We start from the raw sequence: 21,476 nt of genomic DNA on the forward strand, positions 1-21,476 counted from the left end.
CTACCTCCTGGCGTGTTTCTTGTGCACTGCCTGCCTGCTCACACCCAGCGCGGCCCCGATCTCCTCCCAGGACCAGCCCTGCCGCCGCGCGCTGTCGACCTGGAGCGCCTCCAGGCGCTCGACCAGTCGCCGCAGCGCGGCGACGGCGCGCAGTCCCACGTGGGGATCACCGTTCATGGCGGCCTCGGTGGTGCCGACCGCGTCCTTCGCATCCGTTCCGGCCATGGTGTCAACCTAGGGTGACAAGCGCCGGACGTCAACCACCGTTGACAAATGGAGGGGTGGTGAATGACGGCCCCCGAGGTCGGCCCGGCGTCCATGTCGGATTTCCGCGAGCCAAGGCGGCCCCGGACGGGCGATCCTTGACGCATGCACACCGACTTCGACCGTTGCGTACGGGCCGTGCGGTCCAAGGACGCCCGCTTCGACGGATGGTTCTACACCGCCGTTCTCACCACCCGGATCTACTGCCGGCCGAGCTGCCCCGCCGTACCGCCGAAGGACCGGAACATGTCCTTCTACCCGAGTGCGGCCGCCGCCCAGCAGGCCGGCTTCCGGGCCTGCAAGCGCTGCGCGCCCGACGCCAGCCCCGGCTCACCGCGCTGGAACGAACGCGCCGACGTCGTCGCCCGCGCCATGCGGCTCATCGGTGACGGCACGGTCGACCGCGAGGGCGTCCCCGGGCTCGCCGCCCGCCTCGGCTACAGCACCCGCCAGATCGAACGGCAGCTGCTCGCCGAGCTGGGCGCGGGCCCCCTCGCCCTCGCCCGCGCCCAACGCGCCCAGACCGCGCGGATCCTCATCGAGACCAGCGAACTTCCCATGGCCGACGTCGCCTTCGCCGCCGGATTCGCCTCCATCAGGGCCTTCAACGAGACCGTCCGGGAGGTCTTCGCCCTCGCTCCCACCGAGCTGCGCGCCCGCGCCGCCCGGGGGACCCGGCCCGCCACGCCCGGCGTCCTGACGCTCCGTCTGCCCTTCCGGGCACCCCTGAACCCCGACAACCTCTTCGGCCACCTCGCCGCGACGGCCGTACCCGGCGTCGAGGAGTGGCGCGACGGCGCCTACCACCGCACCCTGCGGCTGCCCTACGGGCACGGCACGGTCGCGCTGCGCCCGCGCCCCGACCACATCGACTGCCGGCTCGCCCTCTCCGACCAGCGCGACCTGGCGGGCGCCATCAGCCGCTGCCGCCGGCTCCTCGATCTGGACGCCGACCCGGAGGCCGTCGACTCGCTGCTGCGCACCGATCCGCTGCTCGGCCCCCTGGTCGACAAGGCGCCGGGGCGGCGGGTGCCCCGCACGGTGGACGCCGAGGAGTTCGCCGTACGGGCCGTGCTCGGCCAGCAGGTGTCGACCGCCGCCGCCCGCACCCTCGCCGCCCGGCTCGTCCTCGCGCACGGCGAACCGCTGGCCACCCCGCACGGTGGCCTCACCCACCTCTTCCCCACCGCCGAGGCGCTGGCCGGCCTGGACCCCGCCGCCCTCGCCATGCCCACCGGGCGCCGCGCCACCGTCGTCCGCGTCGCCGAGGCCCTCGCGAGCGGCGAGCTCGCCCTCGGCGTCGGCAGCGACTGGGAACGGGCCCGCGCCCACCTCACCGCGCTGCCCGGCATCGGCCCCTGGACGGCGGAGATCATCGCGATGCGGGCGCTCGGCGACCCCGACGCCTTCATCCCCACGGACCTCGGCGTCCGGCGCGCCGCGGCCACCGCGGGCCTGCCCGCCACGCCCGGGGCGCTCACCCGGCACGCCGCCGCGTGGCGGCCCTGGCGCGCGTACGCCGTCCAGTACCTGTGGTCGGCCGACGACCACGCGGCGGCCCGTATGCCCGCGGCCTGACCGGCCGAGGGCGCGCCCTTGTCCATCCGCCACCCCGAACGGAGAACGCTCCCATGACTCGCGTCCACACCGTCATCGACAGCCCCTACGGCCCGCTCACCCTCGTCGCGACCGACGGCCTCCTGTCGGGTGTCTACATGACCGACCACCGGCACCAGCCGCCCGTGGAGACCTTCGGAGAGCGGGACGGCACGCCCTTCCCCGAGGTGGAGCGCCAGCTGGAGGCCTACTTCACCGGCGCGGCCACCACCTTCGACCTCCCGCTGCACCAGGACGGCACCCCGTTCCAACGCCGCGTCTGGGACGGTCTCCAGCAGATCGCCTTCGGCGAGACGCTCTCCTACGGTGAACTCGCGGAGCTCATCGGGGCACCGGGCGCCTCCCGCGCGGTCGGGCTCGCGAACGGCAAGAACCCCATCAGCATCATCGTCCCCTGCCACCGCGTGATCGGTGCGAACGGCAGCCTCACCGGCTACGGCGGCGGCCTGAACCGCAAGCGCCGGCTGCTGGACTTCGAGCGCGGCGCGGCCCAACCGTCCGTGCAGGACGAGCTGTTCTGAGGCGGCTCAGGTCCGGGGGCCGTCCTCGGTGTCGTCGCGGCCGCGGACGCTCTCCGCGACCCGGCGCAGCCGGGGGTGCCGGTTCGGGCCCCGCTCGGTGATCGCCTCGCCGATCATCGTGCGCATCGCGTCCCGCAGCCCGTGCGCCGCGTGATGGCGGGCGGGACCCGCGCCCGGGTCCGTGCGCAGCTCCGTCAGCAGCGACCAGCACAGCGCCAGCATCACCAGCACGAACGGCAGCGCGACCAGGATCGTCGCCGACTGCAGGGAGCCGAGCCCGCCGGCCACCAGCAGCACGGCGGCGACCGCCGCCATGAGCACCCCCCAGGTCACCACGAGCCAGGTGCGCGGGTGCAGCGCGCCCCGGCTGGAGAGCGAGCCCATCACCAGCGACGCGGAGTCCGCGCTGGTGATGAAGTACGTCATCACCAGCAGCATCGCCACCCACGACACGAGCGTGGCCAGCGGCAGGGTGTCCAGCAGCGCGAACATCGACGCCTCCGCGCCGTCCGCGACCGTCCCCGCCATGTCCGCCGCGCCGGTCATGTCCAGGCGCAGCGCGCTGCCGCCCATGACGCAGAACCACACCACCGTCGCACCGCTGGGCACGAGCAGGACGCCGACGAGGAACTCGCGGATCGTCCGGCCGCGCGAGATACGGGCGATGAACGTGCCCACGAAGGGGGCCCACGACAGCCACCACGCCCAGTAGAAGATCGTCCATGCGCCGAGCCACTTCGAGTCCGTGAACGCCCCCGTGCGCGTCGCCAGCACCAGCAGGTCGTGCAGATAGCTGCCGGTGGCCGCGGGGATGGTGTTGAGGATGTTGACCGTGGGCCCGAGGAGGAAGACGAAGAGCATCAGACACGCGGCGAGCATGATGTTGATCGTGCTCAGCCACTTCACGCCCTTGTGCAGCCCGGAGAAGGCGGACAGGACGAAGGCGCCCGACAGCCCCGCGATGATGATCAGCTCCAGGGTGGTGGAGTCCTCGACGCCGGTCGTGATGTTCAGGCCCTTCGACACCTGGAGCGCGCCCAGGCCGAGGCTCGTCGCCGTCCCGAACACCGTCGCGAAGACGGCCAGCAGATCGATGGCCCGGCCCGGCCAGCCGTCCGCCCGCCGCTGCCCGAGCAGCGGCACGAACGCCGAGCTGAGCCGGTTGCCGCGGCCCTTGCGGAAGCCGGCGTAGGCGAGGGCGAGGCCGGCCATTCCGTAGATCGCCCACGGGTGCAGGGTCCAGTGGAAGAACGAGTATTCCAGCGCCGTCCGGGCCGCGGCGGGGGTCCCGGCGGGGACACCGCTGCCGGGCGGCGGGGAGACGAAGTGCTGGAGCGGCTCGCCGACCCCGTAGAACATCAGGCCGATGCCCATGCCGGCGCTGAACATCATCGCGATCCAGGCGAGGCTGCCGAATTCGGGCCGGTCGTCGTCCTTGCCCAGCCGGATCCGGCCGAACCGGCTCGCGGCGATGACCACGCACAGCACGAGGAAGACATCGGCCGCGATCACGAACAGCCAGGCGAAGTTCGACAGCACCCAGCGCAGGGCGGACGACGACACGCTGTCGAACGAGTGCTTGCCGAGCGCCGCCCAGCCGACCACCGCCAGGACCGCGGCGCCCCCGATGGCGACGACGGCGAGGTCGGGGGGACCGTCCTGCGGTGGGCCGTCCTGTGACCGGTCCCGGGGCGGCTCGGACGGGCCGGACGGCGGGGGTCCGCCGGGCGACTCGGATGCGTCGGTGCTCATGACGCCCCACTATGGCCGGGACAGTCCCAATTGGGCGGCCTGGCACGCCGCCCGAGGGCATGGGCAACGCCATATGCCGCCGGGTAGGGTCGCTGCGGCGCGACTGCCTGTGCGCGAGCAGGCCCGGAGAACAGGGGATGCAAGGTGGCAGACGCTGCGAGGACGACCGGCACGGACGGGAACGACCGGCCGGGACCGACGATGACCGCCTCGGTGGGACGGCCGGCGGACACGGACGCCGCAACGGCGCCGGGCCCCGTGCCCGCGGGTGCGCTTCCGCGGGTGCTGATCGCCGCGGACAAGTTCAAGGGCTCGCTCACGGCCGTACAGGTCGCCGAGCACGTCACGGCCGGACTGCGGCGCGCGGTGCCCGGACTGACCGTCGAGGCGCTCCCGGTCGCCGACGGCGGGGACGGCACGGTCGAGGCGGCCCTCGCGGCGGGCTTCGAGCGCCGCCAGAAGCACGTCAGCGGGCCGCTGGGGGCGCCGGTCGACGCCTCGTACGCGCTGCGCGGCGAGACGGCCGTGGTGGAGATGGCCGAGGCCTCGGGCCTGCGGCACCTCCCGGAAGGCGTCCGGGCCCCGCTCACGGCCACCACGTACGGCACCGGCGAGCTGCTGCGGGCCGCGCTGGACGCGGGCGCCCGGCGCATCGTCCTCGGCGTCGGCGGCAGCGCCACCACGGATGGCGGAGCCGGGATGCTCGCGGCGCTCGGCGCGCGCTTCCTCGCCGCGGACGGGCAGCCGCTCACCCCGGGCGGCGGGCCGCTGGCCGGGCTGGTGACCGCGGACTTCTCCGGGCTGGACCCGCGCCTTGCACAGACCGTCGTCACCCTCGCGAGCGACGTCGACAACCCGCTGACGGGGCCGACCGGTGCCGCGGCGGTCTACGCGCCGCAGAAGGGTGCCGACGAGGGTGACGTCGCGGAGCTGGAGACGGCCCTCGCGCACTACGCGTGGATCCTGGAGCAGGCCGTCGGCCCCCAGGCGGCCGAGTACGCGCGCGCCCCGGGCGCGGGGGCCGCGGGCGGCCTCGGCTACGGGGCGCTCGTCGGCCTCGGCGCGCGCTTCCGGCCGGGCATCGAGGTGATGCTGGAGGTCCTGGGCTTCGAGGCGGCGCTGGACCGGGCGGACCTGGTGATCACGGGGGAGGGCTCCCTGGACGAGCAGACCCTGCACGGCAAGGCCCCGGCGGGCGTGGCGACGGCGGCCCGCGCCCGGGGCCTGGAGGTCATCGCGGTCTGCGGCCGCCTGGCCCTCCCCCCGGAATCCCTGGGCCGCGCAGGCATCCGCCGCGCCTACGCCCTGACCGACCTGGACCCCGACCCCACCCGCTGCATGACGGAGGCGGCGTCCCTGCTGGAACGCACGGCGGAACGGATCGCTCGCGACTTCCTGTCGTAACGGGTTCCGCTGCCGCGGTGGGATGGGGTTGCCCGGCCAGGGCAGTCCGCTGCCTCACGCGGTCACGGTCCGGTACCGCCAGGGGCCGGGCAGGTTCGGCACCGCCGGGCACGGCGGCTGTGGTTGTTCGCCGTCGCGGCAGGGATGGGTTGCCCGGCCTGGGCAGTCCGCTGCCTCACGCGGTCACGGTCCGGTACCGCCACGGGCGGAGCGGTTTCGGCACCGCCGGGCACGAGGGGCGTGGTCGCTCGCCGTCGCGGCGGGAATCAGTTGCCCGGCCAGGGCAGTGCCGCCCGTCCGCGCGGGGCCCGCGCCCCGCGGCCGCGGCGGCATCCGCCCCGCCCCTGGCCAGGGGGGCCATAATTCCTACGACAAATGGCGTGGGCCCGGGCGATCGTATCGCCCGGGCCCACGCCGTTGTTCGGTTACTACAGCGCTACCGCGCCTACCGCGCAGCCGCTCGCGCCTCGCGGCGGTTGTCGCGGAAGGTGTTCACCCGGCGGGCCGTCGCGAAGAGCGGGATGACCGCGCCGAGGACGACCTGGAGGGCACAGCCGGTCTGCAGGAGCAGCTCGCCGCCGGGGGCGTCGAAGGCCCACGCGGCCAGCAGGCCCATGCTGAGCATGATCCAGCTGAGCATCGCCACCGCCAGGCGGCCCCGCGGCTTGGGGTACTCGACCCGGCTCACCATCAGCCACGCCACACCCACGATCGCCAGCAGCGTCGGGATGAAGGGCAGCTCCAGGAGCACGATCGAGACCACCGTCAGCGCCCCGAAGGGGCTCGGCATCCCCTGGAAGATCCCGTCCCGCAGCTGGACGCACGAGAAGCGCGCCAGTCGCAGGACGACCGCGAGCAGCACCACGATCGCCGCCACCGCCGAGACCCGCTGGTGCGCGTCGTCGGCGACCATGCCCCACACGACCACGAAGTACGCGGGCGCCAGCCCGAAGCTGATCAGGTCGGAGAGGTTGTCCAGCTCCGCGCCCATCGCCGAGCTGCGGAGCTTGCGCGCCACGAGCCCGTCGAACAGGTCGAAGACCGATGCGAGGAGCATCAGTATCACCGCGGTGGCCGCGCTGTGGCGGGCCATGCCGCCGTCCTCGTTGCCCGTCAGATGCGGGATGAGGACGCCGGTGGTGGTGAAGTACACCGCCATGAAGCCACAGATCGCGTTACCCAGCGTGAGGGTGTCCGCTATTGAGAGCCGGGTCGACAGCGGCATGTCGTCCGTGTCGTCGTCGGCCTCCACCTCGGGCACCCAGGAGGTCTGTGTCTCCGGATCAATCACGGTCAAGGCGTGTCACCCCTGCCGTGGTGGCCTGGCCGACCTCGACCGCGACCTCGACACCCTCCGGGAGGTAGATGTCGACGCGCGAGCCGAACCGGATCAGGCCGATCCGTTCGCCCTGCTCCACCTTCGTGTCCTGGGGCACGTAAGGAACGATGCGACGGGCGACGGCGCCGGCGATCTGCACCATCTCGATGTCACCGAGCTCGGTGTCGAAGTGCCAGACAACGCGCTCGTTGTTCTCGCTCTCCTTGTTGAACGCCGGGATGAACCCGCCGGGGATGTGCTCCACGGACGTCACCGTGCCGGCCAGCGGCGCGCGGTTGACGTGGACGTTCAGCGGGCTCATGAAGATCGCGACGCGGGTGCGCCCGTCCTTCCACGGCATGATGCTCTGCACCACGCCGTCGGCAGGGGAGATGACTCGCCCGCGCGTGATCTCGCGCTCGGGGTCGCGGAAGAACCACAGCATGCCCGCCGCGAGCGCGGTGGTGGGCACGGCCAGCGCCGCCCAGCGACCGGAGCGCCGGGCGCGGGTGAGGCTGACCGCCGCGGTGGCGACGGTCGGGAGGAGCCACGGCGATGCTCCGCGCGCAAGGCGGACGCGGCCGCGTGGTGCAGAGGAAGAGCTGTGGGGCATGGATGACCTTCGTGGCGGAGGGTGCCGCGTAACGATTGGGGGACGGCGGCTTTCCGGGGATGGTATCGGTTGCGGGCGGCAACTGGGCAAGCGCCAGGGCCAGTCCGTGGCCGAACGCCGATGACAGGGTGTGATCTTCTTCTCTAACAAAACACCCCTAACCGGACATTTATCCCTGGATTCGGTACTCCTCGAGTAGTCGGCGGCCGATGATCATTTTCTGGATCTCGGCGGTACCTTCACCGATCAGCAGCATCGGAGCCTCACGGTAGAGGCGCTCGATCTCGTACTCCTTGGAGAAGCCGTAGCCGCCGTGGATACGGAAGGCGTCTTCGACTACCTCCTTGCAGTACTCGGAGGCCAGGTACTTGGCCATTCCTGCTTCGAGGTCGTTGCGCTGACCCGAGTCCTTCTTCCGGGCCGCATTCACCATCATCGCATGCGCCGCTTCGACCTTTGTCCCCATTTCGGCCAGTTTGAATTGAATGGCCTGATGTTGGGCGATCGGTTTTCCGAAAGTGTGACGTTGCTGCGCGTAGGACACACCCAGCTCGAACGCGCGCTGAGCGACGCCGCAACCACGCGCCGCGACGTTCACCCGCCCCACCTCGACGCCGTCCATCATCTGGTAGAAGCCCCGGCCGGTGGCCCCGCCGAGCACCCGATCGGCCGGAACGCGCAGTCCGTCCATGATCAGCTCGGTGGTGTCGACGCCCTTGTAGCCCATTTTGTCGATCTTGCCGGGGATGGTCAGCCCCGGCTTGACCTGGCCGAATCCCGGCTCCTTCTCGATCAGGAAGGTGGTCATCGACTTGTGCGGGGCGGTGCCCTCGGGGTGGCCCTCGTCCGTCCGGCACAGCACCGCGACCAGGGTCGAGGAGCCGCCGTTGGTGAGCCACATCTTCTGGCCGTTCAGGACGTACTCGTCCCCGTCGCGGACACCCTTGGATGTGATTGCGGACACATCCGAGCCGAGGCCCGGTTCCGACATCGAGAAGGCGCCCCGGACATCGCCCGTGGCCATCCGCGGCAGGAAGTACTCCCGCTGCTCCTGAGTGCCGTGCTGCTTGAGCATGTACGCGACGATGAAGTGCGTATTGATGATCCCGGACACGCTCATCCAGCCGCGGGCGATCTCCTCGACGCACAGGGCGTATGTGAGAAGGGACTCACCGAGGCCGCCGTACTCCTCCGGGATCATCAGGCCGAACAGCCCGAGTTCCTTGAGGCCCTCGACTATGCGGGTCGGGTATTCGTCCCGGTGCTCCAGCTCGGTCGCGACCGGGATGATCTCTTTGTCGACGAATTCATGGACGGTGGCGAGGATTTCCCGCTGGATGTCCGTCAGCCCGTCGGTGTGCGCGAGGCGGCCCATCTCACTTCTCCCGGACGATCGGCTCGGGGCGGCCGGGCTGTTCCCCGCCGCGCTCCTTGATGTACGTGGCGGTGGGGACCATCACCTTGCGCCGGAAGACGCAGACGACGGTGCCGTCCTGCTTGTAGCCCTTGGTCTCGACGTGGACGATCCCGCGGTCGCTCTTGGACTTCGACGGCGTCTTGTCCAGCACGGTCGTCTCGCCGTAGATCGTGTCGCCGTGGAAGGTCGGCGCGATGTGCTTCAGCGACTCGACCTCCAGATTGGCGATGGCCTTGCCCGAGACATCGGGGACGGACATGCCCAGCAGCAGCGAATAGATGTAATTGCCCACCACGACGTTCCGGCCGAAATCGGTCGTCTTCTCCGCGTAGTTGGCATCCATGTGCAGCGGGTGATGATTCATCGTGAGCAGACAGAAAAGGTGGTCGTCGTATTCGGTGACCGTCTTGCCGGGCCAGTGCTTGTACACATCGCCGACGGTGAACTCCTCGAAGGTGCGGCCGAACTGCATGGTGCTCACGCCTCCGGGATCTCGAACTTGGAGTGACGGGTCATGCCGGCCGCGCGGCCCTTGCCCGCGACGACGAGCGCCATCTTCCGGCTGGCCTCGTCGATCATCTCGTCACCGAGCATCGCCGAGCCCTTCTTGCCGCCGGCCTCGGACGTGCAGTAGTCGTACGCGTCGAGGATCAGCTCGGCGTGGTCGTAGTCCTCCTGCGAGGGGGAGAAGACCTCGTTGGCCAGCTCGACCTGGCCCGGGTGGAGCACCCACTTGCCGTCGAAGCCCAGCGCCGCCGCGCGCCCGGCGACCTCGCGGTAGCCGTCCTCGTTGCGGATCTGCAGGTACGGGCCGTCGATCGCCTGGAGGTCGTTGGCGCGGGCCGCCATCAGGATCCGCATGAGGATGTAGTGGTAGGCGTCCGCGGAGTAGCCGGGCGGCTGCTCGCCGACGACCAGGGACTTCATGTTGATGGAGGCCATGAAGTCGGCCGGGCCGAAGACGATGGTCTCCAGGCGCGGCGAGGCGGCGGCGATGTCGTCGACGTTCACCAGGCCCTTGGCGTTCTCGATCTGCGCCTCGATGCCGATGCGGCCGACCTCGAAGCCCATGGTCTTCTCGATCTGCGTCAGCAGCAGGTCGAGGGAGACGATCTGCTGGGCGTCCTGCACCTTCGGCAGCATGATGCAGTCGAGGTTCGGCCCGGCCCCCTCGACGACGGTGATGACGTCCCGGTACGTCCAGTGCGTGGTCCAGTCGTTGACCCGGACGACCCTGGTCTTGCCCGTCCAGTCGCCGTTGTTGAGCGCGTCGACGATCGTGTGCCGGGCGCCCTCCTTGGCCAGTGGGGCGCAGGCGTCCTCCAGGTCCAGGAAGACCTGGTCGGCGGGCAGGCCCTGGGCCTTCTCCAGGAAGCGCGGGTTGCTGCCGGGGACGGCGAGGCAGGAGCGGCGCGGACGCAGGCGGTTGACGGGGCCGGCGGCAATACCAGTCATGCGGAGACCTCCAGAGGGTCGAGCTTGTTCGCTTTCCGGATCTCGTCGACGATACGGCCGATGATCTCCGTGATTCCGAAGTCCTTGGGTGTGAAGACGGCCGCGACACCGGCCGCCCGCAGGGCGGTGGCGTCGGCCGAGGGGATGATGCCACCGACGATCACGGGCATGTCGTCGGCGCCGGTGGCCCGCAGCCGGGCCAGGACGTCCGGCACCAGCTCGGCGTGCGAGCCGGAGAGGATCGACAGGCCCACGCAGTGCACGTCCTCGGCGACGGCCGCCGAGACGATCTGCTCCGGAGTGAGCCGGATGCCCTGGTAGACCACCTCGAAGCCGGCGTCACGCGCCCGTACGGCGATCTGCTCGGCGCCGTTGGAGTGCCCGTCCAGGCCCGGCTTGCCCACCAGCAGGCGCAGCTTGCCGCTGCCCAGCTCGTCGGCGGTCCGGGCGACCTTCTCGCGGACCGCGGCGAGCGGGGTGCCGGCCTCGGCGGTGACCGCCACCGGGGCGCTGCTGACGCCCGTAGGGGCCCGGAACTCGCCGAAGACGTCCCGCAGGGCCCAGGACCACTCCCCGGTCGTCACACCGGCGCGTACGCACTCCAGCGTGGCCGTCATCAGGTTCTCCGAGCCCGCCGCCGCCTTCTTCAGCGCCGACAGCGACTCCTGCGCCCGGCCCTCGTCGCGGTTGTCGCGCCAGGAGTGCAGGCCCGCGACCACGCGCGCCTCGTTCGCCGGGTCGACCGTCATGATCGCGGCGTCGAGGTCGGCGGTGAGCGGGTTGGGCTCGGTGGACTCGTAGCAGTTGACCCCGACGATCTTCTCCTCGCCGGCCTCGATCCGGGCCCGCCGCTCGGCGTGCGAGGAGACCAGCCGGGACTTCAGATAGCCGGACTCGACGGCCGCCATTGCGCCGCCCATCTCCTCGATCCGCGCCATTTCCGCCAGGCACTCGGTGACCAGCGCCGCCACCTTGGCCTCGACGACGTGCGACCCGGCGAAGATGTCCTCGTACTCCAGCAGATCGCTCTCGTGCGCGAGGACCTGCTGGATGCGCAGGGACCACTGCTGGTCCCAGGGGCGCGGCAGGCCCAGCGCCTCGTTCCAGGCGGGCAGCTGGACGGCCCGGGCGCGGGCGTCCTTGGAGAGGGTGACGGCCAGCATCTCCAGGACGATGCGCTGGACGTTGTTCTCCGGCTGCGCCTCGGTCAGCCCCAGGGAGTTGACCTGGACGCCGTAGCGGAAGCGGCGCTGCTTGGGGTTCTCGATGCCGTACCGCTCCCGGGTGATCTGATCCCAGATGCGGCCGAAGGCGCGCATCTTGCACATCTCCTCGACGAACCGGACCCCGGCGTTGACGAAGAACGAGATCCGGGCGACGACATCGCCCTTGCGCTCCTCGGGGACCTGGCCGGAGGCGAACACCGCGTCGAGCACGGCGATCGCCGTGGACATCGCGTACGAGATCTCCTGGACCGGTGTGGCCCCGGCCTCCTGCAGGTGGTAGCTGCAGATGTTGATCGGGTTCCACTTGGGGATGTGGTTCACCGTGTAGGTGATCATGTCCGTGGTCAGCCGGAGGCTCGGACCCGGCGGGAAGACGTGCGTCCCGCGCGAGAGGTACTCCTTGACGATGTCGTTCTGCGTCGTCCCGGAGAGCTTGGTGATGTCGGCGCCCTGCTCCTCCGCGACCACCTGGTACATCGCCAGCAGCCACATGGCCGTGGCGTTGATGGTCATGGAGGTGTTCATCTGCTCCAGCGGGATGTCCTGGAACAGCCGCCGCATGTCCCCGAGGTGGGAGACCGGCACCCCGACCCGCCCGACCTCACCGCGGGCGAGGATGTGGTCGGGGTCGTAACCGGTCTGCGTCGGGAGGTCGAACGCGACCGACAGACCGGTCTGGCCCTTGGCGAGGTTGCGTCGGTAGAGCTGATTGGACGCCTCGGCCGTGGAGTGCCCGGCGTAGGTCCGCATCAGCCACGGACGATCCTTCTGACGCTCAGTCATGTGGTGTTCGGCTTTCGATGATCGGACGGCGCGGATTCGGCTGTGCGGGGTTCAGACGTTCCTGAAGCGGTTGATGGCTTCGATGTGCTGTTCACGCATCTCCGGGTCGCGCACGCCCATGCCCTCCTCGGGAGCCAGCGCGAGCACGCCGACCTTGCCCTGGTGGAGGTTGCGGTGCACGTCGTACGCGGCCTGCCCGGTCTCCGCCAGGGTGTAGGTCCTGGAGAGGGTGGGGTGGATCTTCCCCTTGGCGATGAGGCGGTTGGCCTCCCACGCCTCGCGGTAGTTGGCGAAGTGCGAGCCCACGATCTTCTTCAGCGACATCCACAAGTAGCGGTTGTCGTACTCGTGGTTGTAGCCCGACGTCGAGGCGCAGGTGACGATCGTGCCGCCCTTGCGGGTGACGTACACCGACGCGCCGAAGGTCTCGCGGCCCGGGTGCTCGAAGACGATGTCGACGTCCTCGCCACCGGTCAGTTCGCGGATGCGCTTGCCGAAGCGCTTCCACTCGCGCTGGTCCTGGTGGTGCTCGTCCTTCCAGAACCGGTAGCCCTCGGCGTTGCGGTCGATGACCGCCTCGGCGCCCATGGCCCGGCAGATCGCGGCCTTCTCCGGGCTGGAGACCACGCAGATCGGATTGGCGCCACCGGCCAGCGCGAACTGCGTGGCGTAGCTGCCGAGTCCACCGCTCGCGCCCCAGATCAGGACGTTGTCGCCCTGCTTCATCCCGGCGCCGTTGCGGGAGACGAGCTGCCGGTACGCGGTCGAGTTGACCAGCCCGGGGGCCGCGGCCTCCTCCCAGCTGAGGTGGCGGGGCTTGGGCATCAGCTGGTTGGACTTCACGAGCGCGATCTCGGCCAGACCGCCGAAGTTGGTCTCGAAGCCCCAGATGCGCTGCTCGGGGTCGAGCATCGTGTCGTTGTGCCCGTCGGCGGACTCCAGCTCGACGGACAGGCAGTGCGCGACGACCTCGTCCCCGGGCTTCCAGGCGTTGACGCCGGGACCGGTGCGCAGCACCACGCCCGCCAGGTCGGAGCCGATGACGTGGTACGGCAGGTCGTGCCGCTTGGCGAGCGGGGACAGCTTCCCGTAGCGCTCGAGGAAGGCGAAGGTGGAGACGGGCTCGAAGATCGAGGTCCAGACGGAGTTGTAGTTCACCGAGCTGGCCATGACGGCCACCAGGGCCTCGCCCGGGCCCAGTTCGGGCACCGGCACCTCTTCGACGTGCAGGGACTTGCGCGGATCCTTCTCCCGGGTGGAGAGGCCGGCGAACATCTCGGCCTCGTCCTTGTGCACGGTCACCGCGCGGTAGGACTCGGGGAGGGGCAGGGCGGCGAAGTCTTCGGCTGTGACCGCGGCGGAGCCGCTGTCGGACGCTGTCGACGCGAGAATCGCGTCCAGTATGTGGTTCACGGTGTGGCCTCCGGCGAAGCACGTCGTGGGAACGGCTTGAGGGAACGTCGGGGGTGGTGCAGAGGCGGTGCCGTCGGTTCGGCGGGTGGTGCTCGGCTGCGCGGGTGAGCGCTTGCGGTATCGCCCAGCGGTGACTGGGGAGCCTGTGACGCAGGCGTCCGGGCGCACAAGGTGCTTGTGGGGACAGCCGACGCGCGACGGTTGTGTCAGACGCGCCGGCCGCCCGGACACCCACAAGGTATGGCACCGCGTGCCACTGGACAAGACACTGGGTGCCAACAATTTCTCTCAGATGTCATCCGCAGGGCACGTATGAGCAACTACAGGCGACGCCACCACCGGCAAAGGCCGCCCCGAAGGGCGGCCTTTGTGGTGATTGAGACGGAAATGCCCGCTGTGACTATCCGGGCGGAAGTGCGGGAACGGGGTGCGGGACGGGTGTGCGGGAAAGCGCGTCAGTTCTTCTTCTTGAGCGCCTTCTCGATCGCGCGCATCACCTCGTCGAGCGGGGCGTCCGTACGGGCCACCGTGACCAGCACCTCGCCCTCGGCGCCCGCGGTCCGCGCCGTCGCGGCCGGCCCGCTCGCCGGGGTGCCGGCCGAGGTGGTGCGCCCGGCGCCGATGCCCGAGCCGAAGGTGTCCCGCACGATGGCGAAGGCGTGATCGAGCTGGGCCTCCACATCGCCCTCACCGCCGCCGCGCAGCCAGCGGCGCAGCACGTGGTTGTGCGCGGTGACCACGGCCGAGGCGGCGACCTCGGCGAGCAGCGGATCGTCGTCGCCCACGTGGTGGGCGCCCTCGTCGAAATGGCCGAGAAGGTACCGGGTGAACAGCCGTTCGTAGCGGGCCACCGAGGCGATCTCGCGCTCCCGCAGGGCGGGCACCTCGCGGGTGAGGCGGTAGCGCTCGACGGACACGGCGGGGGAGGCCGCGTACATCCGCATGACCTCCTTGATGCCCCGGCAGACGGTGTCCAGCGGGTTCTCCTGCGGCGGCGCGGCGTCCAGCACCCCCGCGGCCCGTACGAGCGTGTCGTCGTGGTCGGGGAAGATGGCCTCTTCCTTGGAACGGAAGTGGCGGAAGAAGGTGCGGCGGGCGACACCGGCCGCGGCCGCGATCTCGTCGACGGTCGTCGCCTCGTAGCCCTTCGTCGCGAACAACTCCATGGCGGCCGCCGCGAGTTTGCGGCGCATGGTGAGTCGCTGGGCGGCGGCACGGCGGGTGCCGGTGCTCTCGGAGCCTTCCGGTGACCCCTTCTTGGCCGGGCGCGACGGTCGAGCGGGCTTTACGGGCTGGGACATGTGGGGAACGTAACACGCGTCCGTACGGCTGTGCCGGGGCGGACTGCCGGCCGGTTCGAGCAGTCCGCCCCACCCCACCCCCTGATCGGGCACGGCCGGATCAGCGCCGGGCGTACTCACGGAAGCCGCGGCCCGTCTTGCGTCCCAGGCAGCCCGCCGCCACCAGGTGCTCCAACAGCGGCGCGGGCGCCAGCCCCGGGTCACGGAACTCGCGGTGCAGCACCTTCTCGATGGCCAGGGAGACATCGAGGCCCACGACGTCGAGCAGTTCGAAGGGCCCCATCGGATAGCCGCCGCCGAGCTTCATCGCCGCGTCGATGTCGTCCAGCGTCGCGTAGTGCTCCTGCACCATCTTGATCGCGTTGTTGAGGTAGGGGAACAACAGCGCGTTGACGATGAACCCGGCCCGGTCCCCGCAGTCCACCGGGTGCTTGCGGACCGCGGCGCACACCGCGCGGACGGTGGCGTGCGCCTCGTCGGAGGTCAGCACCGTACGGACCACCTCGACCAGCTTCATCGCCGGCGCCGGGTTGAAGAAGTGCATGCCGACCACGTCCTGCGGGCGCGCGGTGGCCCGGGCGCAGGCGATGACGGGCAGCGAGGAGGTGGTCGTGGCCAGCACCGCGCCCGGCTTGCAGATCTTGTCGAGCGCCGCGAAGAGCTGCTGCTTGACCGCCAGGTCCTCGGCGACCGCCTCGACCGCCAGATCGACCTCCGCGAACGCGTCGAGCGAGCCCGCCGGGGTGATCGCCGCGAGGGCCGCGTCCCGCGCCCCGGCCGTCAGCCGGCCCTTGTCCACCGAACGGGCGAGGGACTTCGCGACCCGGGCCTTTGCCGCCTCGGCCTTCTCCGGCGAGCGCGCCGCGAGCACCACCGCGAAGCCGGCCTTGGCGAACACCTCGGCGATGCCGCTGGCCATCGTCCCGGAACCGGCGACCCCGACCGAGGTCACCACCTGCGCGCCCGCCGTCTCGTGCCGGGTGCCCGGGGTCTGCGCGTCCGCGACGACGGTGGCCGAGCCGGGCGTCTCGTACGTATAGAAGCCGCGGCCCGACTTGCGGCCGGTCAGCCCGGCCTCGGCGAGCTGGCCGAGGATCGGCGCGGGAGCGTGCAACCGGTCGTGGGAAGCGGTGTACATCGCCTCCAGGACCGTACGGGCGGTGTCGATGCCGATCAGGTCCAGCAGCGCGAGCGGACCCATCGGCAGGCCGCAGCCCAGCTTCATCGCCGCGTCGATGTCCTCGCGGGTGGCGTACCGCGCCTCGTACATCGCGGCCGCCTGGTTGAGGTAGCCGAACAGCAGCCCGTCGGCCACGAAGCCCGGCCGGTCGCCGACCGCGACCGGCTCCTTGCCCAGCTCGCGGGCGAGATCGGTGACGGCGGTGACGGCGGCCGGCGCTGTGAGCACCGAGGAGACGATCTCGACCAGCTTCATCGCCGGCGCCGGATTGAAGAAGTGCAGCCCGAGCACGCGCTCGGGGCGCGCGGAGTCGGCGGCGAGGCGGGTCACCGACAGGGCGTTGGTGCCGGTCGCCAGGATGGTGTCGGGCCGCACGATCGCGTCGAGCGCGGTGAAGACGTCGTGCTTGAGGGCGTAGTCCTCCGGCACGACCTCGATCACCAGATCGGCGTCGGCGGCGGCGCCCAGCTCGCGGGAGGTGCGGAAGCGGGCCAGCGCGGCCCGCCGCTCCGCCTCGGTGATCCGCTCGCGCCGCACCGCGCGGGCGGTGGCCGCGTCGAGGGCGGCCGTGGCCTGCACGGCGGCGGCCTCACGGATGTCGATGCCGACGACCTCGCGGCCGGCCAGCACCAGCACCTCGGCGATGCCGGTGCCCATGGTGCCGAGGCCGATCACGGCGACGGTCCCCAGCCGGGGCGCGGGCAGGGGAGAGGAGGGGGACAGAGGGGACGGCTCAGGGCTGGACGTACGGTCCATCGCGAGACTCCAGGATGTGTTCCCGGCGCGCAGGGGAATGTCGAAGGAGGGGCCCCTGGCCGGGCTGCGGCGACTGAGGATTTTCCGGGCACGGTAAGGAACGTCCACGGAAAGGGAGTTGTGCGACCGGCCGGCCCTGTCCCGGGGCCGTGCCGTACTCGAAGCGCCGAACCGACGAACCGCCATCGAGAGTGCTGAACGAGAGCGCTGAAGCCGCTGCGGCGGCTGCGTCACCAGGCCGCCGAGCAGGTGTGCTGCTCTTGTCCGGGAGATTAACCCACCGGTAACCAAGAGCGCCAGAGGGCATGCGCGCCACTTACCATGTGGTCTGGGCCACTCGGGGAGGAGAGCGGTACATGGAAGACGAATTCCGCGCACTGCTGAGGCGGGTACGGGCCGAACTGGTCTCCCCGGCCGAATTCACGGCCTACGAGCGGCTGCTCGAACTCGCCGTCGACGGCGGCCCGGCCCCCGGTGCCCCGGCGGCTGCCGACCGGGCCGACCGGCTCGCCGGCATCCTGGTGGCCGGCGAACAGCCGCTGTGGGCCCGTGAGATCGCCGCCTTCACCCTCGGTGTCCAGGGCGACCGCCGCGCCTTCGAGACCCTCGTCCTCCTCCTCAACTACCGCGAACCCGTGCGCTGCGCGACCGCCGCCCACGTCCTCGGCCGGCTCCGCGACCCCCGCACCGCCCGCGCCGCCGCCGCCCTCGCCACCAATCCGCTGCGCACCGCCTACGCCCTGCACCCCGTCCGGCTGCTCACCGAGCTGCGCGCCCCCGAGTCCGTGCCCGCCCTGCTGTCCACACTGGAGCGGCTGCTGGCCGCCCCGGACCACTGCTGGCCGGTGGCCAGGGCCTGCGTCGAAGGCCTGAGCGCCCTCGGCGACGACCGCGCCACGCGCGTGCTCCTCGCCGCGCGGTCCCATGACCGGCTGCGCTCGCTGGCCGACGAGGCGCTGGCCCGTGTTCGCGGGGGGTGAGTCTGGTCGGCGGGTCGTTCGGCTGCGGGTCGTGGCGGGTGCACCTCCGCTGCGCGGCTGTGTCCTCAATCGCCGGACGGGCTGCTGTGCTGTGTCCTCAATCGCCGGACGGGCTTATATAAGCCCGTCCGGCGATTGAGGACGTGCCCGCAGGGCGCCCGCCGCCGCAGGCGGCAAGACGGGCCGGTAGCCGAGGATCCGCCGGCCAGGCGGGAGGCGCCTGCCGCCGCAGGCGGTAGAACGAGCCCGTGCGAGAGCGGCACACACGTTCGCCACCGGCGACCCGCCCCGGATTTGGGCGGGTGTGGCGATGATGGTTGGCTTTGCCGCACAGGCAGGTATGCCAAGCACGACGTCCGGGAGGACAAGTCATGGGCCAGGTCGAGGCCACCACGGAGCGGATCATCGCGGCGGACCCGGAGGAGGTGTTCGACGCGCTGGCGGACTACACCGGCACCCGCGCCAAGCTGCTGCCCGAGCACTTCAGCGAGTACGAGGTGCGCAAGGGCGGCGACGGCGAGGGCACCCAGGTGCACTGGAAGCTCCAGGCCACCAGCAAGCGCGTCCGCGACTGCCTGCTGGAGGTCACCGAGCCGACCACCGGACAGCTGGTCGAGAAGGACCTCAACTCCTCCATGGTCACCACCTGGACCGTCACCCCGGCCGGCGAGGGCAAGGCCAACGTCGTGGTCAGCACGGTCTGGCAGGGCGCGGGCGGCATCGGCGGCTTCTTCGAGCGGGCCTTCGCGCCCAAGGGGCTCGGCCGGATCTACGACGCCGTCCTCGACAACCTCGAGGCCGAGGTCAAGAAGTAGCGGACCAGGGGTGCCCGGCGGCGGGCGGTCTGCGGAAATGACCGGACCCCGCCCGGTTCGCGCTCACCGATTCGAGTGGTTTTCATAGCAGCACCTCAACGTGCTGTACGCCTCCGACCGGCACGAAAGCCGCACAGGCACCCCTCTTGGGCCCTCTCCGGCCAATCGTCGCGCTTGCTCGCCGTTGTCGCGTAATGCGAGAAATGGGCGGCGACGCAGGCGCGACGAGGGGAGACGTACGTGGGCGTGACCACCTTCGAGACCATCGTGGTGAAGAGCGAGGAACCGCTCGCCCTGCCCGCCGCCGAACCCGCGCCGGCCGTCTGCGCACCGTGCCCCGGCCCCGTCCGGGTCCGTCTCGTCCTCACCGGTCTGCTGCTCACGCTGCTCCTCGCGGCGCTCGGCCAGACCGTCGTGGCCACCGCCCTGCCGAAGATCGTCGGCGAACTGCCCGGCCTCGGCGGCATGTCCTGGGCCGTGACGTCCTATCTGCTGGCCTTCACGGTCGTACTGCCCCTCCACGGCAAACTCGGCGATCTCCTCGGCCGCAAGAGCGTCTTCCTCTTCGCGATCGTCGTCTTCGTCATCGGCTCCGCGCTGGCCGGCGCCTCCCGCACGATGGAGCAGCTCATCGCCTTCCGCGCGCTCCAGGGCATCGGCGGCGGCGGGTTGCTGATCGGGGCCCTGGCGATCATCGCCGACCTCGTCCCGCCCCGTGAGCGCGGCCGCTTCCTGGGCGTCATCAGCGCCGCCTACGCGACCGCCGTCGTCGCCGGACCGCTGCTCGGCGGCTGCCTCGCCGACCACGCCTCCTGGCGCTGGTGCTTCTACGGCAACGTCCCCCTCGGCCTGCTCGCGCTCGCGTTCGTCGCGTTCGCCCTCAAGCTGCCCCGGCCGCCGCGCCGGGCGCGCTTCGACGTCCTCGGGGCACTGCTGCTGCTGACGTCCTCGACCTGTCTGGTGCTGCTGGCCACGTGGTGCGGCACCGTATACGCGTGGAGTTCCCACGTCGTCCTCGGCCTCGGGGCGGGTGCGCTGGGCACCGCACTGCTCTTCTTCGTGGTCGAGTTCTACGCAGCAGAACCGATTATCCCACCGCACCTCTTCCGTGACCGGGCCTTCATCGTCAACGCGCTCCTCGGCGCGTTCGTCGGCGCCGCCCTCGTGGGCGCCGCGAGCTGTCTGCCGACGTATCTGCGGATGGCCGACGGTGTCGGCGTCACCACGTCCGGACTGCTGATGCTGCCGCTGATGTGCGGCATCGCCCTCGCCTCGCCGGTGGCGAGCCACTTCGCCGACCGCACAGGACGCCGCACGCTCCTCCCCGTCCTCGGCTGCGCCCTGACCGCCGTGGGCATGTATCCGCTCTCCCACCTCGACGCCGGCACCGGCCGAGCGGCCTACAGCCTCTGGACGGGTGTCCTCGGCCTCGGCATCGGCATGCTCCTGCCGGTCCTCGTCCTGGCCGTGCAGAACTCCGCGCACCCGGCCGACCTCGGCGCGGCCACCGGCGCCCACGCCTACTTCCTGCAGATCGGCGGGTTCGCCGGCACCGCCGTCTTCGGCACCCTCTTCGCCCGCCGGCTCGCCGACCGCCTCGCGGGCGAACTGCCCGGAGACGCCGCCCTCCCGCCGTCCGACTCCCTCCCCCCGCAGCTGGTGCACGCCCTGCCGGCCGCCCTGCGCGACGGCTACGTCCGGGCCTACGCCGAGGCCATGCCGCGGGTCTTCCTCTACCTCGTGCCGGTCCTCATCGTGGGCTTCCTGCTCGCCTTCCTGCTGAAAGAGAAACCACTGGTGTCCCACAACGCCCCCGAGGCCCCCGTCGTCCCGTCCCCCCGAGCCGCCGCGCTGCCTTCGGCCGGCGAACCGGCGCCACCGACCGCGGGCGTCCCCGTCACCGGAACCGTCCAGCACCCCGACGGCACCACGGTGCCCCGCGCCGCCCTCACCCTCATCGACGTCCAGGGCCGCCAGATCGGCCGCGGCGCGACGGGTGAGGACGGGCGGTACGCGCTGAGCACACCCGGCACCGGCGCCTACGTCCTCATCGCCGCCGCCGGCGGCCACCAGCCGCAGGCCGTCACGGTCACCGTCGGCGAACGGCCGGTCGAGCTCGACGTCGTCCTCGGCGGCGCCGGGCGGCTGGCCGGCACCGTGCGCACCGGCGACGGCACCCCCGTGCGCGAGGCCATGGTCACCCTGACCAATGTGCACGGCGAGGTCGTCGCCTCCACCCGCAGCGGGCGCGAAGGCGACTACCTCATCAGCGAGTTGGTCTCGGGCGAGTACACCCTCGCCGCCAGCGCCCCCGCCTTCCGCCCCGCCGCGCTGCCGGTCACCGTCCAGTCCGCCCGCGAGACCCGGCAGGACATCGAGCTCGCGGGCGGCGCCGTGCTGCGCGGGACCGTACGGGCCGGGGCCGGGCGGCCCGTCGAGGACGCCCGGGTGACCCTCCTCGACGCCGGGGGCAACGTGGTGGACACCGCCACGACCGGCGCGGACGGGGCGTTCCGCTTCGTCGACCTCTCCGCGGGCGAGTACACGGTCGTCGCCACCGGCTACCCGCCCGTCGCCACCGTCCTCCAGATCGCCGGCGGCGGCCGGACCGAGCGCGACCTGCAACTCGGCTACGCCGACTAGGGGGTTGGCCCCGGCCGG

The 21,476-nt window shown here is 71.4% G+C and carries 17 protein-coding genes; 6 read left to right on the forward strand and 11 right to left on the reverse strand.

The features are described from left to right. On the reverse strand, positions 1-225 hold the full coding sequence (locus JO379_RS27330; protein ID WP_207304074.1) for a helix-turn-helix domain-containing protein: 225 nt from the start codon (positions 223-225) through the stop codon (positions 1-3). A 144-nt stretch (positions 226-369) separates the two neighbouring features. On the opposite strand from JO379_RS27330, the gene JO379_RS27335 reads away from it, so the two are divergent. Continuing rightward, positions 370-1,842 (forward strand): AlkA N-terminal domain-containing protein, encoded by a 1,473-nt coding sequence (locus JO379_RS27335; RefSeq protein ID WP_130881510.1) that lies wholly within the window; start codon positions 370-372, stop codon positions 1,840-1,842. 53 nt (positions 1,843-1,895) lie between these two features. Continuing rightward, a complete protein-coding gene (locus tag JO379_RS27340) occupies positions 1,896-2,402 on the forward strand; it encodes a methylated-DNA--[protein]-cysteine S-methyltransferase (RefSeq protein WP_209517404.1) in 507 nt (168 codons plus the stop codon). Positions 2,403-2,408: 6 nt separating this feature from the next. Here the strand turns inward: JO379_RS27340 and JO379_RS27345 are convergent, their stop codons facing one another. Then, positions 2,409-4,154 carry a BCCT family transporter gene (locus tag JO379_RS27345; protein WP_130881508.1) on the reverse strand — a complete coding sequence of 582 codons (1,746 nt, stop codon included), beginning with the start codon at positions 4,152-4,154 and terminating at the stop codon, positions 2,409-2,411. A 282-nt stretch (positions 4,155-4,436) separates the two neighbouring features. Between JO379_RS27345 and JO379_RS27350 the strand changes: the two genes are divergently transcribed. After that, complete coding sequence (locus JO379_RS27350; protein WP_242626464.1) at positions 4,437-5,558, forward strand: glycerate kinase family protein; 1,122 nt, start codon at positions 4,437-4,439, stop codon at positions 5,556-5,558. Between the two features lie 445 nt (positions 5,559-6,003). On the opposite strand, the gene pssA is transcribed toward JO379_RS27350, so the two are convergent. The 9 genes from pssA to JO379_RS27395 all read right to left on the reverse strand — a co-directional run bounded on the left by pssA (position 6,004) and on the right by JO379_RS27395 (position 17,020). After that, positions 6,004-6,855, reverse strand: coding sequence for a CDP-diacylglycerol--serine O-phosphatidyltransferase (gene pssA / locus JO379_RS27355; RefSeq protein ID WP_130881507.1), 852 nt, complete (start codon positions 6,853-6,855; stop codon positions 6,004-6,006). Continuing rightward, positions 6,842-7,489 (reverse strand): phosphatidylserine decarboxylase, encoded by a 648-nt coding sequence (locus tag JO379_RS27360; RefSeq protein ID WP_130881506.1) that lies wholly within the window; start codon positions 7,487-7,489, stop codon positions 6,842-6,844. Before JO379_RS27360 ends, pssA begins: the two co-directional genes overlap by 14 nt. Positions 7,490-7,658: 169 nt before the next feature. Next, complete coding sequence (locus JO379_RS27365; RefSeq protein ID WP_209517406.1) at positions 7,659-8,864, reverse strand: acyl-CoA dehydrogenase family protein; 1,206 nt, start codon at positions 8,862-8,864, stop codon at positions 7,659-7,661. A gap of 1 nt (position 8,865) precedes the next feature. Beyond that, positions 8,866-9,378, reverse strand: a complete 513-nt coding sequence (locus JO379_RS27370) for a MaoC family dehydratase (RefSeq protein WP_130881945.1) — start codon at positions 9,376-9,378, stop codon at positions 8,866-8,868. A gap of 5 nt (positions 9,379-9,383) precedes the next feature. After that, positions 9,384-10,361, reverse strand: a complete 978-nt coding sequence (locus tag JO379_RS27375; protein ID WP_130881504.1) for an HpcH/HpaI aldolase/citrate lyase family protein — start codon at positions 10,359-10,361, stop codon at positions 9,384-9,386. Then, a complete protein-coding gene (locus tag JO379_RS27380) occupies positions 10,358-12,370 on the reverse strand; it encodes an ethylmalonyl-CoA mutase (protein ID WP_209517409.1) in 2,013 nt (670 codons plus the stop codon). Before JO379_RS27380 ends, JO379_RS27375 begins: the two co-directional genes overlap by 4 nt. A gap of 51 nt (positions 12,371-12,421) precedes the next feature. Then, the gene (gene ccrA / locus JO379_RS27385; RefSeq protein WP_207304052.1) at positions 12,422-13,783 is read right to left on the reverse strand and encodes a crotonyl-CoA carboxylase/reductase; all 1,362 of its coding nucleotides are present in this window, start codon (positions 13,781-13,783) and stop codon (positions 12,422-12,424) included. Between the two features lie 455 nt (positions 13,784-14,238). Then, the gene (locus tag JO379_RS27390; RefSeq protein WP_130881502.1) at positions 14,239-15,084 is read right to left on the reverse strand and encodes a TetR family transcriptional regulator; all 846 of its coding nucleotides are present in this window, start codon (positions 15,082-15,084) and stop codon (positions 14,239-14,241) included. Positions 15,085-15,184: 100 nt separating this feature from the next. After that, positions 15,185-17,020 (reverse strand): 3-hydroxyacyl-CoA dehydrogenase family protein, encoded by a 1,836-nt coding sequence (locus JO379_RS27395; protein WP_209517411.1) that lies wholly within the window; start codon positions 17,018-17,020, stop codon positions 15,185-15,187. Between the two features lie 356 nt (positions 17,021-17,376). On the opposite strand from JO379_RS27395, the gene JO379_RS27400 reads away from it, so the two are divergent. From JO379_RS27400 to JO379_RS27410, 3 genes are all read left to right on the forward strand, one after another. Then, positions 17,377-18,000 carry a HEAT repeat domain-containing protein gene (locus JO379_RS27400; protein ID WP_209517413.1) on the forward strand — a complete coding sequence of 208 codons (624 nt, stop codon included), beginning with the start codon at positions 17,377-17,379 and terminating at the stop codon, positions 17,998-18,000. A 371-nt stretch (positions 18,001-18,371) separates the two neighbouring features. Then, complete coding sequence (locus JO379_RS27405) at positions 18,372-18,815, forward strand: SRPBCC family protein (protein ID WP_130881499.1); 444 nt, start codon at positions 18,372-18,374, stop codon at positions 18,813-18,815. Between the two features lie 240 nt (positions 18,816-19,055). After that, positions 19,056-21,458: an MFS transporter gene (locus JO379_RS27410; RefSeq protein WP_372449114.1), complete on the forward strand. Its 2,403-nt coding sequence runs from the start codon at positions 19,056-19,058 to the stop codon at positions 21,456-21,458. Positions 21,459-21,476 lie beyond the last annotated feature (18 nt).

The sequence above is a fragment of the Streptomyces syringium genome, assembly GCF_017876625.1.
Lineage (GTDB): Bacteria > Actinomycetota > Actinomycetes > Streptomycetales > Streptomycetaceae > Streptomyces > Streptomyces syringius.

Bases quoted from the DNA above. Each gene is read 5' to 3' on its own strand.
- JO379_RS27405 (WP_130881499.1), top strand. From the start codon at position 18,372: ATGGGCCAGGTCGAGGCCACCACGGAGCGGATCATCGCGGCGGACCCG.
- JO379_RS27375 (WP_130881504.1), bottom strand. From the start codon at position 10,361: ATGACTGGTATTGCCGCCGGCCCCGTCAACCGCCTGCGTCCGCGCCGC.
- JO379_RS27360 (WP_130881506.1), bottom strand. From the start codon at position 7,489: ATGCCCCACAGCTCTTCCTCTGCACCACGCGGCCGCGTCCGCCTTGCG.
- JO379_RS27400 (WP_209517413.1), top strand. From the start codon at position 17,377: ATGGAAGACGAATTCCGCGCACTGCTGAGGCGGGTACGGGCCGAACTG.
- JO379_RS27330 (WP_207304074.1), bottom strand. From the start codon at position 225: ATGGCCGGAACGGATGCGAAGGACGCGGTCGGCACCACCGAGGCCGCC.
- JO379_RS27335 (WP_130881510.1), top strand. From the start codon at position 370: ATGCACACCGACTTCGACCGTTGCGTACGGGCCGTGCGGTCCAAGGAC.
- JO379_RS27395 (WP_209517411.1), bottom strand. From the start codon at position 17,020: ATGGACCGTACGTCCAGCCCTGAGCCGTCCCCTCTGTCCCCCTCCTCT.
- JO379_RS27365 (WP_209517406.1), bottom strand. From the start codon at position 8,864: ATGGGCCGCCTCGCGCACACCGACGGGCTGACGGACATCCAGCGGGAA.
- JO379_RS27380 (WP_209517409.1), bottom strand. From the start codon at position 12,370: ATGACTGAGCGTCAGAAGGATCGTCCGTGGCTGATGCGGACCTACGCC.
- JO379_RS27390 (WP_130881502.1), bottom strand. From the start codon at position 15,084: ATGTCCCAGCCCGTAAAGCCCGCTCGACCGTCGCGCCCGGCCAAGAAG.
- JO379_RS27340 (WP_209517404.1), top strand. From the start codon at position 1,896: ATGACTCGCGTCCACACCGTCATCGACAGCCCCTACGGCCCGCTCACC.
- JO379_RS27345 (WP_130881508.1), bottom strand. From the start codon at position 4,154: ATGAGCACCGACGCATCCGAGTCGCCCGGCGGACCCCCGCCGTCCGGC.
- JO379_RS27370 (WP_130881945.1), bottom strand. From the start codon at position 9,378: ATGCAGTTCGGCCGCACCTTCGAGGAGTTCACCGTCGGCGATGTGTAC.